Source organism: Oculatella sp. LEGE 06141, from assembly GCF_015207605.1.
Classification (GTDB): domain Bacteria; phylum Cyanobacteriota; class Cyanobacteriia; order Elainellales; family Elainellaceae; genus Oculatella.
The window spans coordinates 90,718-104,424 of record NZ_JADEWO010000019.1; the positions used below are offsets into that span (position 1 = coordinate 90,718).

Sequence of the window (13,707 nt, forward strand, 5' to 3'; positions counted from 1 at the left end):
CATGACTCTCAACCCTGGCGATGTCGCCCCCGACTTCAGTCTGCCCGATGGTAACGGCAACCTTGTCCGTCTTACCGATTTACGCGGCAAGCGGGTCGTGCTTTACTTTTACCCCAGAGACAATACCCCTGGCTGTACCAAAGAAGCCTGTAGCTTCCGTGATGCCTATGGCGACTACCAGTCTCAAGATGTGGTAGTGCTGGGAGTCAGTACCGATGATGCTAAAGCGCATACTAAGTTCACCACAAAGTTCAACCTGCCGTTTCCGCTGCTCACCGATGCAGATGGTCAAGTGGGAACAGCCTACGGTAGCTATGGGCTGAAAAAGTTCATGGGAAAAGAATACATGGGAGTGAGCCGTCACACGTTTATCATTGGCTCAGATGGTAGGATCGAAAAAATTTACCGTAAGGTAAAGCCAGACAACCATGCCGCAGAAATCTTAGCTGACCTGGAAGGGCTTTCCGCCTAACCCAGCCAAAGTTCGGCTTATGTTTGTTATGTTATTGCTCATTGTTCAGGCTAGCCCTTCCAGCTATGCGTCAGTTGTGGCGGTTTCTCCAAGCGGCGATCAAGATTATCTTCCGCCATCCTATTACTGGTACCAGCATCATCCCGGTGTTATCCGATGGGCAAATTGTTTTGATTCAGCGTCGGGATAATGGCTGTTGGAGTTTGCCCGGAGGCATTATTGACTGGGGTGAAGATATCTCGTCTTCCGCTCGACGAGAACTGCTAGAGGAAACCGGGCTAACCCTGATTAATATTCGTCGGTTAGTGGGGGTGTATTCATCGCCCGATCGCGATCCTCGCTTCCATTCCATTTGCATTGTGCTTGAGGCTGAAGTAGACGGCACTATGCAAGTTGTGGATCAGCTTGAAGTGATGGATGTACGGGCGTTTCCACCGGAATCGATTCCGTTAAACCAGCTTTCCCATGACCACGGCCAGCAGTTGCGCGACTACTTTGCCGGGTTAACCAAATTGGCATGATCGAATAGTGACGATGGAACGATGACTCTACCAATCCGCAATTCTCGCGTCAAATTATCGCAAGGGCAGCTATTCTGGCGTGAAGTCGGTTATGGCACCACGTTAGTATTCCTGCATGGCTCCTGGAACGATGGCAACCAGTGGTTACCCATTGTGGAGCAGCTTGGAGTAGACCACCACTGCGTTATTCCCGACCTGCTGGGGTTTGGAGAGTCTGAACGTCCTAGGGTGCATCATTCCATTGAGCTACAGGTAGAGTGCCTTGCCGAGCATCTGGAATTTCTGCGGTTGCGGCAAGTGTATTTGATTGGTCATTCCGTTGGCGGCTGGCTGGCGGCCAGCTATGCGCTTCAGCATCCCGACCAGGTAAAAGGACTGGTGTTACTGGCGGCTGAAGGCAGCAGCGTTGGGCAGGTGGGGCGACGATGGCGATGGGCACGGTGGTTATTAAGTCGTCCGCCGCTGATGCTGTGGTGCTTGCGGCTGCTGCGGCTGTTTGGGTGGCGGCAGGCGATCGCCCACTCGTTACAATTTCGCCAGCAGTTGTTGCAATCTCCTACGGCCTGTCAGTTGCTGTTTAAGCGCCGTCGAGCTGAGATTCAGTCGGACTATTTGGGCGATCGCATCTCCTGGCTCAAGTTACCCATTTTGCTACTGCAAGGAGAACAGGACAAATCCACTGAAGCTCAATCAAACCAGGCGTATACAGCAGCACCGCAGGCCACGTTGCAATTGACTCCGGGCATTAAGCACGACCTGTTAAGCGCTGCACCCGAAACAGTCGCTCACCAAATTCGGGACTTCATCCAGCAGCAGGAAGGCCAGCAGCCGTAGCAGTGTGGCTGATGCTGCAAGCCAGTGACCTGCAACCTAGGGTTGATTGGATGCGGCCTGTTGGGTCTGCTGCCAAATCGCTTGCATTCCATCAAAAATCAGGGACGGCTCCACAGTAATGCCAGTCGTCAAGTCTGGCCAACTCAGGGTAAGACATTCCAGCAGCACAGCACCATCTCCGCCAGTAAAGGCGATCGCCCCCTCTGGAAACGGCTGTCTCCACGCTTGAATAAAATCCTTGAGTCCAGCCAGGAGGGTGTAAAGAATGCCGCTGTAAATGGCATCTGGTGTACTGGTTGCCCACCGTTGAGGGAGTTCTACTTGCTGATCCGGCGTAACGAACGGTAGCGCTGCCGTGTGTTGAGCCAGCGATCGCAACTGTAACTGCAAACCGGGAAGAATTGCCCCTCCTACCAACTGTTGCGCTGCATTGGCACCCGTCAGGGTTAACGCGGTTCCGGCATCAACGACCAACACGGGTGCCCCCAGGCGTTGAATTGCGCCCCACAGTGCCAGAGCGCGATCGATGCCCAGGGTTGGATAACGCCCCTGGAGCGGCACCTGATCGAGCGTGACCACCCGGGTATGGCGATAGTCTTGCCATAGCCGCGTTTGTTCGGGCACCACAGAAGCCACCCAGAGCGGCAAAGCGGCATGGCTTGCCGGGGGAAGAAGCTCAGGGTTGAGCCAGCCGGGGCAACAGCGGAAGTCGAGCTGGTGTGTAATTAAACTGGCGATCGCCTCTGCCGACCGATGGGGCATATCGCAGGTCATGAGGCAAGTGTCCTGCTCAAACCACCCCCAGTGCAACCGGGAGTTGCCAATCATGAGCGCGATCCAGGTGGGGGTTGCGGTGTTGGGCACGGGCAGAGGGAATCGGGATGAGGAAAGAGACCATCAAAGTGCAGGGCGCGATCGCTCATCCCTGATCAAGATTTCTTTACACGAATGGTGATCGAACGTGGCTACCGTAATTGAAGGGTCTGGAGCTGATTTGAAGCTGTTCCAGAGAATTTTTTTAGCTATTTGGGAACATAAACCCATTTTGCACCGTACAAAAGGGCTAGACTATAGTACACTTGTACCATTCTCTCCAGGTCTAGTTGAGCCGTGCCCCAGGAGCTAATGCCATGAAAGATTCACAAGCTGAAATTAGAGCGATCCAGGCCAAACTACAGGCTATTCAAGCAGGACGGAGTTATCTTCGTCAAGCGACTGCGCCTGCTACGGTTGAAAGACCGTCTGAACCATCCCGCCTGCCCAGTGCCGCACCGCTGGTCAACGACTGGTCGCGTGGCGATCGCGCCGCGGCCGCTCCATCTGCCGATTTCGTCAAAGAAGATTTGATGGCGGCTGTCAATGCGCTTCAGCAGCGCTCAAACGATTACCTGCAACCATTTCGTCAACTGCATCCCCAGCCCGCTCAGCCAACCTCGCCACAACGACTCAGTGATGCCTTTAAGCAGCTAGAGGAGCGGGCAAACTATGTGAACAAACTGGCTGCCGCTCAAGAAACAGCAATTTTAGAACTGAAGGCGATCGCAGAACGGTTAGAGCGAGATTGGAAGGCGATCGAGCTGGAAACACCAGATGCCGATCTTGATGCTGAAGTGCCCACCATTTGCGACTACATCACCGCCTCTGTTCCCCACATCGAAAAAGACGATCACGGCACGTTTATTGTCACCAGCCGCTCTGTCGATCTCTTCAAGGCCGAGCGGGATGCGGCTCTAGTTGCTCACGGCTTGCGGCATCGCATCAGTTCAACTGACCCTGAACCAAACAGCCAACGCGATCGCACCATCTCCCCAGACAGCACCCGGTTTGACCAACCGCATCATGCAACCGCTGCAAACCCGCCAGATTTCTGGAAACCGCTTCTAAATCGGGGACTGTCATTGCTCGGCATCCTCAACGCTGCTCCCCCACGCCGCCGAACCCGCCGAACTGCGCGACGCGGTATGTCTGCACAAGCTGGCTTCAGCGCTCAAACGGCAATGCTCTGGTTCATCGGTGCCGTTGCTGCCCGTGTTGCGCTCAATTCGGTGCTGGCGGTCTTCCCGGCGGGTTGGCTCCCGGCTGTTGTACTGATTGTGGTACCGGTTGCGATCGCCATCTACCGCACTAGCGCCAGTCCACAAACCAGTACTGTCTGGGGCTATCGCTTGTTGCTAGTGATGCTAGGTCTGCTGCTAGGAGGTCGGCTGAGCTAACCATGCACCACCCGCCAGACTACCCCAACCTCATGCCCCTACTTGCCGGTGGGCTAATGTTTATCTTCGTTGCTCTGCTGATTGATATGCGTGGCACCCTATCATCAACCCGGGTCGATCGCCAGTCTGAGATTTGTCCAAACAACGTCACGTCCGGAAACTTGCTCTCTGAAGAACAGCTCGCCAGGCTGTTAACTGTGCCAGAGCGAGGCTCCAAAACCAACGTCCGCAGCATTCTGCAAGCACCCTACTGCGAACTCTCCAGTTTGCAGATTCGAGCAGGGGTTGCAGCGGAACGAGAAGCCTATCTGCTGGCGGTTGAGCCGGAAACCTGGCTAATCGTTTTGTATGAAGGCGATGAATATGCGGGGTTCCAGTTCCGTTTTCAGTAAGACGTTGCGGCTAGGCTGTGCTTTAGCGCTAGTGTTGCTCACAGGCACAGGTTGCAGCATTAGCAAGCCAGCCGAACCAACACGCACGGTGCAAATTCAACAAAGCTGGGAACTGCAACCCGGTAATACCGTTGGCGGACATCGGATTGTAGGCGGGCTGGGAGATATTTCAATTGAGCTGAAGGGTGATAACGTCTACGCCCCTTTTGCCGGACGAGTTCAGCCCAACGTTGAAGGGTGTGTGATCTTCTCCACACCTGATGTGCCAGCCTACTTATTTCGGTTGTGTGGATTAAGGCAACCCCGACTGGGTGCGGTGCAGCAGGGAGAGGCGATCGGATCAGGCGATGTGCTGCAATTTGCAGCACTCCGCAAACAGCCCGATGGAAAATGGGCAATGGTAGAACCCGCCCGCGATTTTCTAGAACAAACCCTCCAGCCATAGCAACAGTGCAACCATCATGTCCTGTGTTGCTCTGCCGTGGTCGGTGAGCGGGTTCAGCCGTCGCTTGATAACCTCCGTTGCCCTGGTGGAACGGAGGTTCAGCCATTGTTGAATTCAACTCCGCTTCAACTCAGATCTACCTGCGGCAACGGTTAGTACCGCCAATGCCGCCGACCCCGCCAAAATACACCCACCAGTATGCCAATGAGTAGAACCTGATTCAGGCTAATGAAGACGGAAGGCAGTTGTAGCAGCGACTTTATTGCCACCATCACAATCAGGCAAAACACCAACGCCCAAAGAATGCCGCTGTTAATTGACAGTTTTGGCTGGGTTACTTCTAGCAGCCACACGCTTAGCGTTCCAATGCCTGCGGCGATCGCCACAATCACCAGTAAACCTAGCGGTGGGGCAAACAAGATGTTGAAAACGCTCTGGATCAGATCCACTTGCGTATAGCCAACCCACACCAGCAGTTCAGCCAGAAATGCCAAAAGAATCGTCAGTGCCGCAACCTGCAACAAGGCAAACCAGGGCAAATACTTTAATCGCTGCAACGGGTTACCCATTCAGAACACTCCAGACACTCCAGCAATGTGAGTCAATCTTATCGTGACTTTCTGGGTTGGCGATCGTTGCGTTTCTGGTGGGGTTGCCAGAGATCAGGACTCATTACGGTGTCATATCTCCCGGCATGGCATACCCAATCTCTAAGGCGATTCCACCGGGCGGATATCAGGATCAATCACCGGGGACAGTGGCTCAAAGCTGGAGGTACCCGTTTCGGGCAACCCCCAATACCCGATCCGTTCCTGGAGCCAACCCTCTGCCCATAACTGGTTAAGCGTACTGTTCACTTGTTGCCGTAACTCGTTGTACTGCACTCCTTTGGGTAAGGCTATGCTCAGCGCTTCTGCCGAGATCAGCGTAGGTAATAGCCGATACGACGGATACTCTTGCACCCATCCTGTGAGGACGCTGGAATCGGCTGCAAACGCCACCGCGTCTCCTGCTTCTAGCTGCTCATAAGCGGCCTGGTATGAACCAGCCCCCACCAACCGCACGGAAGGAATGAGCGATCGCACCGTTGAAATGGTACTGGAGCCTTCCAACACGGCAACAGGCCGATTCGCCAGATCTCGAAAAGCCTGAATTCCTGGATCGGATGTGACAAAGGCCGTGCCATCAATGTAATAAGGGATGCTGAAATCCACCAAACGCGATCGCGCCGCTGTGGCGGTAAATCTGGCAATTACCACATCCACGTCATCGTTCAACAGTGCCGATAGTCGCGCTTGATTGCTGACGGGTTCAAACCGGACAGCATTGGGCTGATCGAGCAACGCTTCGGCCAACCGTCGCGCCAGGTCAATTTCAAACCCTTCCAGTTCCCCTGCTGCATTTCTAAAGCCCAACGGTCGCACATTGTCTTTGACAGCAACAATTAAGTAGCCGCGTTGCCGAATAGTTTGCAGGTCAGCCGCGACTGCCGGAAACGGTTGGATTAAAGGAATTCCCACCACCAGGGCTGTGCAGGCACCCCACCAGCGGTTAAACCGATAGATACGACAAATGGAGGCACAGATAGACTGCACCTCCAGTTGACGGAAGTCAAAACTAAGCATCAATCTCGCGCATTAGGACATGGCCTGACTCGATCGGAGTACTAGGCTTTGCTGGCTACTTCAACGACTTTACCAAACCCAGTTGGGTCGAGGATGGCCATCTGCGCCAACATCTTGCGGTTAATTTGAATGTCTGCTTTCTTCAACTGACCAATGAGCTGGCTATAGCTGATGCCGTGCTGTCTGGCAGCAGCGTTGATGCGAGTAATCCACAGGCGACGAAAATCGCGCTTCCGTTTGCGGCGATCGCGATAGGCGTTCCGCAACGCCTTCATTACCTGCTGGTTGGCAGTCCGAAACAGGCGGGAGTGAGATCCACGAAACCCTTTCGCTAACTTAAGAATCTTTTTGCGGCGTTTCCGAGCAACGTTACCGCGCTTTACGCGAGTCATCTAAGCGTTCCCCTAACTTTCATCTAAATCAATAACTACGTTCGGACGGAAGACTGATCTGGCTTTACCTGCATTACAAGTAAGGCAGCATCAGCTCTACATTTTCGGCATCTCGCTCGTTTACCACAGCAAACTGCGAGAGACGACGCTTACGGTCTGCACCTTTTTTCTGTAAGAGGTGATTCTTAAAAGCTTTGCGGCGAATAAGTTTTCCGCTGCCGCTGCGCTTAAATCGTTTAGCAGCGGCTTTACGAGTCTTTAGCTTGGGCATGAGCTTAGTGATTCCGTCTTCAATCGACACAGTCTACGATTATACAACCGATCGCTGCTGATCGGCAAAAGTAACTGGAACGGCTAATACGATTTGCTGGCTGAACTGTTGCTAAACAAACCTAGCAGCGGCCCTAGAATTGCCCCAAACACAAATCCGCCTGCGTGGGCCCAATAAGCAACTCCGCCTTCTTCCATGCCCACATGGGCTGAAACGCCAAGGCTAGCAACTCCATAGAAAGCTTGTTGAATAAACCAGAACCCCAAAAACAGAATGGCTGGAATGCGGATCACTGTAATAAAGAGGAAGATCGGCACGAGGGTCAAAATCCGAGCCTGGGGAAACCGCAGAATGTAGGCTCCCATTACCCCGGCGATCGCCCCACTGGCACCCAGGGATGGAATTTCGGATTGGGGGCCAAAGAACCATTGCGCCAGAGCTGCCAAGGCTCCACAGAGCAAATAGAAAATGAGAAATCGAACGTGGCCTAGCTGTTCCTCGACGTTGTTGCCAAAAATCCAGAGATACAGCATGTTTCCAGCAACGTGCAGAAACCCCGCATGGAGAAACTGAGAGGTGATGAGTGTCAGTAACTCTGGCCCACCCCCTTGGGCGAAACTGGCGCTTAATTCACTGGGAACCACCGCCCACATTCGAAAAAAAGCTTCTAGCTGCTGGGGTGGCAGAGTAATTTCATAGAGAAAGACTAGAATATTTGCCGCAAGTAATGCATAGGTTACGTACGGAGTGATGCGTGTGGGGTTGTCATCACGAAGAGGAACCACGGGTTTATTTCCTGAGATTACTAGGCGTTTACTACGGTGAAGTGTATCTGCTTCTAACCAGGATTGACTCTTACCTGGGTTAGGTTCTGCCAAAAGAAAAATAGCCTGACGACCCACCAACCAACCCTAGCACACCTTCTTCAGGGCAATTTGTTCACCAGTAAACCAACACTATTTCTGTTATTGAACACATTAAAGGAAGGGGTTGAAATTTGCAGGTTGAGTGCGCTCAACCCGTTCAACCATCCTGAGAGGGTAGTTTTAAGTTTGTAAGCCCAACCCGTGTCGGGGCGTAGCATACCCTGCGGGAAGCAAGCTATGTGGCAATACATCGGGGGCTATTGCAAAGATTACGTGCCGAATGCTGCACTCTTACAGGAGAGATATACGGCTGTTAAGCGAGACCCAGTTTTTTTAGCGCGTTTGCTGCTGCTGCCTTTTCGGCATCTTGTTTACGGCGACCGTTTCCTTTGCCGTATTTTTTGCCGCTAATCCACACTTCTGCTGTAAATTCTTTGGCGTGGTCTGGCCCGGTTTGGTGGACGATGATGTATTTTGGGTTTTCCTGCGTTTGTTTCAGTGCCCATTCTTGCAAGCGGCTCTTAACGTTAACGCTGGGGGCTGAAATAGCCAGGTCGGGCATCACCGATTCAAATAGCGGCGTAACAAACTCCCGTACGGCTTCAATGCTGGAGCCAGTATCCAAAAAATAAGCGCCAACGATCGCCTCAAATGTGCTGCTCAGCAAGTTGGCATTGGTTCGTCCACCCTCTAGATCGGCTCCTCTCCCCAGATGCATGACGTTGGGTTGATCCAGGTTAAGGGCGATCGCAAATTTGGCAAGCTGAGTTTCATCCACTAGCGCCGATCGCAACGGAGTCAGTTCTCCTTCCGGTTTGTGGGGATAGCGCTTGTAAAGAAACTCACCGCTGAGGAAGTTTAAAACCGCATCGCCTAAAAACTCCAGACGTTCGTTATGCTCCCGTGTCTGCACATGTTCATTGACGTATGACCGATGTGTTAGCGCTTGGTGAAGCAAAGATGAATTTCTGAAGGTTGGGAGATTAAACGTTGCCACGGTTGATGCGAGGTTTTCCGTAGAAATACAGAAACTTAGTAAAAAATTAGAGACAGTTCATACCTTCTTGATTTTACTTACGGGATAGCACGGTATGTTTAGTTACAAGGTGCATTGCTGACATTAGTATGCTTAAAACACAGTTCTATCACCCGTCTGGGTACTCCGAATGCAGGGTGCAGCAATACGTAGATTAACAGACCATATTTGTATTGATCATTGATCGATTCAGTATTGACCCCCGCTGAGGTATCTCAATGAGTATTGAAACTGCAACCCACCCATCTCAAACCACACTGATGCAGGTGATTAACCGCATTCTGATATCGGGTCAGATCACACGAGCTGAACAGAACTGGTTTTTGAGAGCGACGCTCAATGATATTTCCCTGAGCATTGATGAACTCAAGCAGATTCGGTTTGTGTTCGATCGCCTGCAAATGGGCTTGTTGAAAGTAGTGGATTAACGTCATTACTAGCCCCTTCACCAGCCCACAATGATTTTCCACAGCACTGAGCCAATCGCTACCGTTGCCAGGTGCTGTGGAATCAGGTTTAAGAAGGGCTGTCGCGCAATCTTTTGAGTCAAAATTACGCTTAACCACACCGAGACAATTAGCGCTACGGCTTGCAGAAATGCCGTCACCGCTGGATCGGCAATGGCAAACGGCATACCCACACCGCTATAGCCAAAAGTGGCCATGGTCACCGGCACGACTCGCCCCGCTTCGTTTAGCCCCAACCGCAGGTAATGTGCCAAACTGCCGCCCAACACCAGCGGTAAATAACCGTAGGCCAGTTCAATGAAGCGACGCGGTTTGATTGTGCGGTTCATCAGTCGAATGACCTGATGGGTCAGCAGGGCGATCGCTCCCGGCAACAGCAATGCCAAGACCGATACCCCGGCATGAATGCCAAAGTGGCTCAGGTGCAGATTCCAGCCAAACTGTTGCTCAATTTCGGGCAGGCGATGCAGGAAGATGGCACCCAATAACAAAAACAGCAGCGATACCTCATAGGCGGTTGGTTTATGCGTTGTCCAGAGTTCGATGCCGGGTGGACGCAGGTTTAACTCAACCGAGCGATGGGGGCAGGCTTTGAGGCAGGTCATACACAGCACACAGTCGCGGTTGTCCTGAAGCTGTGCCGGATGGGAATACACCGGGCAGCCACCCGTTTCCATGCCTTCGCCTTTTTGGGGGCCACCTTTGTAGCATTGATAGGTGGTGCAGGTGGCCGAGCAAATGCCCTGCTGGGCACGCAGTTCAATCATCGACAGCTTGGCAAATAGTCCGTTCATGCCACCAATGGGGCAGAGGTAACGGCACCAAAACCGCCGTTCGAATAACAGGGAAAAGGTGACGGCACCCGCTGTAATTAGCAGCAGCAAACAGCCCGACAGATAAGCGGTATTCTCCAAATTCCACAGTTCTTCCCACAGCAGAATCAGCGTAAACAGACCAAACAAAAACCAACCGCCCCATTTCTCGGCTTGCTGACGCGGCCAGGTTTGAAGCTGCCGGGGAAACAGTTTAAGCGAGACGAATTGCGCCAGTTCGCCGTAGATCATAAAAGGACAAACGGCGCACCAGATTCGGCCTAAGAACGGGAAGATCAGCAGAACGATCGGCCACCACCACGCCCAAAATAAATTAAGCGCCACATTTGAATCGCGCGATTGGGGGCCAAATAGCAAAAGGGCGACCACCACCGCAAAACCGCCCAGGGTGATGCCGTAATTGATGCGATCGGGCCACCACGAACTGCGAAGAAACTGGCGTAAGCGGGGATAGGTGTTGAGCAAGTTGAGCCGAAACCGCCGATTTTTGCTGCCTTCTGACCAGAACACTTCTTCCGTTAAGGTGGAAGCACCGTTCGACTGGATCAGGGCACGCTCAACCAGGCTCTCTAGCTCTGACAGGTTACCGGGGAAGTCGTAGCCCTGCAAGCGGCGAATGGCTTCGGGCGATAGGTCTGGTTTAGCCAGATTTTTGGTGCGGCAAAATAAGCTGATGTAGTAGTTGACCTGAGCCGCGATGTCGGCTTTGCGGACGCGCAGTGGCGGCGTTTTGATCGAATGCCCAACGATGCGATCGATCTTGGGTACGGCTCGCTCGGTGGTCATAATGATCCGGGCTTGCGCCTGCCGGGGGGCGGGTTCGGGTTCGCCTTCGCGGCTGATGGGCGTGTATTCGCCCGTTTCTAGTAGCCGAATTAGCTTTGCGTCTAGCTCTGGCGGAAAATCTTGCAGGTTATTGAGCAGCAGGGTTCCGGCACCGAGCAATTCTAGCAGTCCGGGTTTGCCGCCGACTCGGCCAAACAGTTCTGCACCGCTGACTTGAATCGTGTCGCAGTTGACTTTGATGATCGGCTGTTTGCGATCGCGCGAGCCAAAGTGAATCAGAGCGGCGGCGTTATCTTTGCCCAACCCTGGTTCACCAAACACCAGTGCCGGTTTGCGATCGCCCGACGCTTTACGGATCTCTTGCCGCAGCCGCACCGCGTAGCGGCTGGAGCCAATGATGCCTCGTCGCACTTTGGGAACTATGTAAGGACGCAACGCCGCCTGCCGCTCTTGCTCGTAGGCCAGTTGAGAGGCAACCTGGTTTAGCTCGTCGGCCAGTTGGCGCGAGAGAATGCGGTTAATGGCGGGATATTGCTCAACCAGTTCGGCAAAGGTATCCCGTGGAATGATCCACAGTTCGCAGTCCGACAGGGTAACGATGGTTTGCTCGGCTGGCTGGTCGAGCAACAGTTCCTTCAAATGCAAGACGGTTCCTGGCAGGAGGCTAATGACCTGTGCGGCGCTGTCGGGATTGGTGTGGTAGGCTTCGAGCCGTCCAGTTTTGAGGATGTAAAGGGCAGAGGGCGATGTCTCTTCTAAGACTAAGCGACGATTTTCCTGAACCGTTTCGGCCTGAATTAGAGGGGCGATCGCCTCCAAAATCTCTTGTGGCAGTGCGTTTAGCGATGTGTTGGCTTGCAACCACTCGACACGCTCATTGTGCTGCATTAGCGTAACCTCCGGTTGAGGCGGGTTGGGTGAGGCGAGAAACCTACCCTTCCAGGTTATGCTAATGCCGCCCAGGTATTAATGAGAATCATTAAGTTCGCCATCCCAGGGAAGGAAGCGATCGCCATTCATGGCGATCGCTTCCTTCCCTTCCGTTGCTATTCCAGAATCCGTACGCTAACCACAGAGGTATTGAAGCGATAGGTTAAGCCTTCAATTTCGATCGGGGTGCCAATTTTGATGCGGTTGTTGCCGAAGACGGGGCCACCGTTCACAATTTGGGCGTTGTCTTCGAGGGTAATTAGCATGTCGAGGGTGAAGTTGAGTTCCGGTCTGGGATCGGGTTCGGCCACCACAGAGCCATCCGGCTGCGGCACGGCAACGGTTCTGGGTAGGGTTTGAATGCCTTTGACGTTGACTTCACCGTGGGGCTGGTTACGAATAATCAGGCTGGTTTTTCCGGCTTCTTCGATCGCCTGTACTAATGTGGGCGGATTGGAGACGGTTAATCCGCGCACGATTAGATCCACTTCGACGGGTTTGGTGTTGACACCCACCTGAGCGACGGAACCACCGCCACCGGGAATCAGGAATACACCGATGACCGCCAGCAGAATCACCAGTGCAGCCCCAATGTCTAAAACGCTGAGCTTGCCGAATAAGCGACCTTTAGAATCCAGAATAGCCATGTGAGGTTCCAATCCGTAAACGCGAGTGATGGGATAGGCGTGGGTTAGTTGCCTAAGAGAATACAGAGGCTTGTGACCGTTGTCAGCCTATCATGACTGAAATTTTATGGAGCAGGTTGCGGATATCTATTGAGAGATCGGTTAAGAGATCGGTCTTAATATACGCGTCTCGGCCCCCTAAATCCCCCAAAATTGGGGGACTTTGAATGTCATATCTGTGCTTCTAGACCAGTTTTCAACCCTCTAAATTATCCAATTCTGGGGGGCTTTGAGGTTCACCGCTAGCTTCTAGAATCTGGTGCAGCACACGATCTAAGTCTGTCATCACCTCCTCATTGCGGAAGCGAAGCACACGGAAGCCGAATTGGTTGAGTTGCTCCGTACGGGCTGCATCGTAGTCAAGCTGTTGATGATGAATGCCTCCATCCAGTTCGATCGCCATTCGTCGCTCTGGGCAGTAAAAATCAACGATGAATGAGCTGATTGGATGTTGGCATCGAAACCGCAAACCACCGAGTTGCCGTTTCTTAAGAGCTTGCCATAGAGTCTGTTCTGCGGGAGTCAAATTCTGTCGCAATCGTCGAGCTGCCGCAACAATATCAGGCGTTGTCCCTCGAATTCGAGCCGATTTCATAGTGAACATGCGTCAGGGCTTTTTCCAAAATGCCCATTGCACTCGCAAAACTTCCCCTCTGAGAATCAGCCTGAGTGCGATCGCCCATTTCTACAAACGTCCTCACCGTCCAACCTGGAAACCTTTCAACCCAGTCAAAGTCCCCCAGAATGGGGGATTTAGGGGGCAAATGCAGCATGTCTGAAACGTATCAGACAACCTAACCATGCTTCCCCTGAACGCCCGATCGCCAGAGTATTAAAGTCGATCGCACCCCAGAGCCAAAACACCTGCAAGGGTGCCCCCACCGCTAACTGAAATATGCTATCTCTGTACAAAATTGGCTGACCCCACCCTCCCACTC

Annotated in this window: 20 protein-coding genes; 8 read left to right on the top strand and 12 right to left on the bottom strand. The window is 52.9% G+C overall.

Annotated elements, in window-relative coordinates; translation table 11 throughout:
* The first annotated feature begins 1 nt into the window (after position 1).
* From bcp to IQ268_RS14970, 3 genes are all read left to right on the top strand, one after another.
* A complete protein-coding gene (gene bcp / locus IQ268_RS14960; RefSeq protein ID WP_193880317.1) occupies positions 2-472 on the top strand; it encodes a thioredoxin-dependent thiol peroxidase in 471 nt (156 codons plus the stop codon).
* A 65-nt stretch (positions 473-537) separates the two neighbouring features.
* A complete protein-coding gene (locus tag IQ268_RS14965) occupies positions 538-993 on the top strand; it encodes an NUDIX domain-containing protein (protein ID WP_193880319.1) in 456 nt (151 codons plus the stop codon).
* Positions 994-1,014: 21 nt separating this feature from the next.
* Complete coding sequence (locus IQ268_RS14970) at positions 1,015-1,827, top strand: alpha/beta fold hydrolase (RefSeq protein ID WP_193880321.1); 813 nt, start codon at positions 1,015-1,017, stop codon at positions 1,825-1,827.
* A 36-nt stretch (positions 1,828-1,863) separates the two neighbouring features.
* Here IQ268_RS14970 and IQ268_RS14975 read toward each other — a convergent pair whose 3' ends face one another.
* A complete protein-coding gene (locus IQ268_RS14975) occupies positions 1,864-2,655 on the bottom strand; it encodes a pantothenate kinase (RefSeq protein WP_193880323.1) in 792 nt (263 codons plus the stop codon).
* Between IQ268_RS14975 and IQ268_RS32900 the strand changes: the two genes are divergently transcribed.
* The 4 genes from IQ268_RS32900 to IQ268_RS14990 all read left to right on the top strand — a co-directional run bounded on the left by IQ268_RS32900 (position 2,654) and on the right by IQ268_RS14990 (position 4,877).
* Positions 2,654-2,782: a hypothetical protein gene (locus tag IQ268_RS32900; RefSeq protein WP_255527199.1), complete on the top strand. Its 129-nt coding sequence runs from the start codon at positions 2,654-2,656 to the stop codon at positions 2,780-2,782. The two genes, IQ268_RS14975 and IQ268_RS32900, sit on opposite strands and share 2 nt — an antisense overlap.
* 175 nt (positions 2,783-2,957) lie before the next feature.
* Positions 2,958-4,040 carry a hypothetical protein gene (locus tag IQ268_RS14980; protein ID WP_193880325.1) on the top strand — a complete coding sequence of 361 codons (1,083 nt, stop codon included), beginning with the start codon at positions 2,958-2,960 and terminating at the stop codon, positions 4,038-4,040.
* Positions 4,041-4,042: 2 nt separating this feature from the next.
* Positions 4,043-4,432, top strand: a complete 390-nt coding sequence (locus IQ268_RS14985) for a hypothetical protein (RefSeq protein ID WP_193880328.1) — start codon at positions 4,043-4,045, stop codon at positions 4,430-4,432.
* Positions 4,404-4,877 carry a hypothetical protein gene (locus IQ268_RS14990; protein ID WP_193880331.1) on the top strand — a complete coding sequence of 158 codons (474 nt, stop codon included), beginning with the start codon at positions 4,404-4,406 and terminating at the stop codon, positions 4,875-4,877. Before IQ268_RS14985 ends, IQ268_RS14990 begins: the two co-directional genes overlap by 29 nt.
* Before the next feature lie 152 nt (positions 4,878-5,029).
* Here IQ268_RS14990 and IQ268_RS14995 read toward each other — a convergent pair whose 3' ends face one another.
* From IQ268_RS14995 to rnc, 6 genes are all read right to left on the bottom strand, one after another.
* Entirely contained in the window at positions 5,030-5,446 is a 417-nt protein-coding gene (locus IQ268_RS14995) for a peptide chain release factor 1 (RefSeq protein ID WP_193880334.1), read from the bottom strand.
* Positions 5,447-5,587: 141 nt separating this feature from the next.
* A complete protein-coding gene (locus tag IQ268_RS15000) occupies positions 5,588-6,502 on the bottom strand; it encodes a transporter substrate-binding domain-containing protein (RefSeq protein WP_193880337.1) in 915 nt (304 codons plus the stop codon).
* A gap of 41 nt (positions 6,503-6,543) precedes the next feature.
* On the bottom strand, positions 6,544-6,894 hold the full coding sequence (gene rplT, locus IQ268_RS15005) for a 50S ribosomal protein L20 (protein WP_193880340.1): 351 nt from the start codon (positions 6,892-6,894) through the stop codon (positions 6,544-6,546).
* Between the two features lie 73 nt (positions 6,895-6,967).
* Positions 6,968-7,165 carry a 50S ribosomal protein L35 gene (gene rpmI, locus IQ268_RS15010; protein ID WP_193880343.1) on the bottom strand — a complete coding sequence of 66 codons (198 nt, stop codon included), beginning with the start codon at positions 7,163-7,165 and terminating at the stop codon, positions 6,968-6,970.
* A gap of 83 nt (positions 7,166-7,248) precedes the next feature.
* Positions 7,249-7,950 (bottom strand): rhomboid family intramembrane serine protease, encoded by a 702-nt coding sequence (locus IQ268_RS15015; protein ID WP_193880346.1) that lies wholly within the window; start codon positions 7,948-7,950, stop codon positions 7,249-7,251.
* A gap of 394 nt (positions 7,951-8,344) precedes the next feature.
* A complete protein-coding gene (gene rnc / locus IQ268_RS15020) occupies positions 8,345-9,028 on the bottom strand; it encodes a ribonuclease III (protein WP_193880349.1) in 684 nt (227 codons plus the stop codon).
* A gap of 257 nt (positions 9,029-9,285) precedes the next feature.
* Here rnc and IQ268_RS15025 point away from each other — a divergent pair, with 257 nt between their 5' ends.
* A complete protein-coding gene (locus tag IQ268_RS15025) occupies positions 9,286-9,495 on the top strand; it encodes a hypothetical protein (protein ID WP_193880351.1) in 210 nt (69 codons plus the stop codon).
* 17 nt (positions 9,496-9,512) lie between these two features.
* Here the strand turns inward: IQ268_RS15025 and IQ268_RS15030 are convergent, their stop codons facing one another.
* The 5 genes from IQ268_RS15030 to IQ268_RS32280 all read right to left on the bottom strand — a co-directional run.
* Positions 9,513-12,041: a sigma 54-interacting transcriptional regulator gene (locus tag IQ268_RS15030; RefSeq protein WP_193880354.1), complete on the bottom strand. Its 2,529-nt coding sequence runs from the start codon at positions 12,039-12,041 to the stop codon at positions 9,513-9,515.
* Between the two features lie 158 nt (positions 12,042-12,199).
* The gene (locus tag IQ268_RS15035; RefSeq protein WP_193880357.1) at positions 12,200-12,730 is read right to left on the bottom strand and encodes a DUF4330 domain-containing protein; all 531 of its coding nucleotides are present in this window, start codon (positions 12,728-12,730) and stop codon (positions 12,200-12,202) included.
* Positions 12,731-12,965: 235 nt separating this feature from the next.
* Complete coding sequence (locus IQ268_RS15040; protein WP_193880360.1) at positions 12,966-13,364, bottom strand: endonuclease domain-containing protein; 399 nt, start codon at positions 13,362-13,364, stop codon at positions 12,966-12,968.
* Complete coding sequence (locus IQ268_RS15045; protein WP_193880363.1) at positions 13,330-13,542, bottom strand: hypothetical protein; 213 nt, start codon at positions 13,540-13,542, stop codon at positions 13,330-13,332. The genes IQ268_RS15040 and IQ268_RS15045 overlap by 35 nt, the downstream gene beginning before the upstream one ends.
* Positions 13,523-13,707 (bottom strand): hypothetical protein (locus IQ268_RS32280; RefSeq protein WP_228035384.1); only part of this gene is annotated, 185 nt, incomplete at its 5' end. The genes IQ268_RS32280 and IQ268_RS15045, both read right to left, overlap by 20 nt.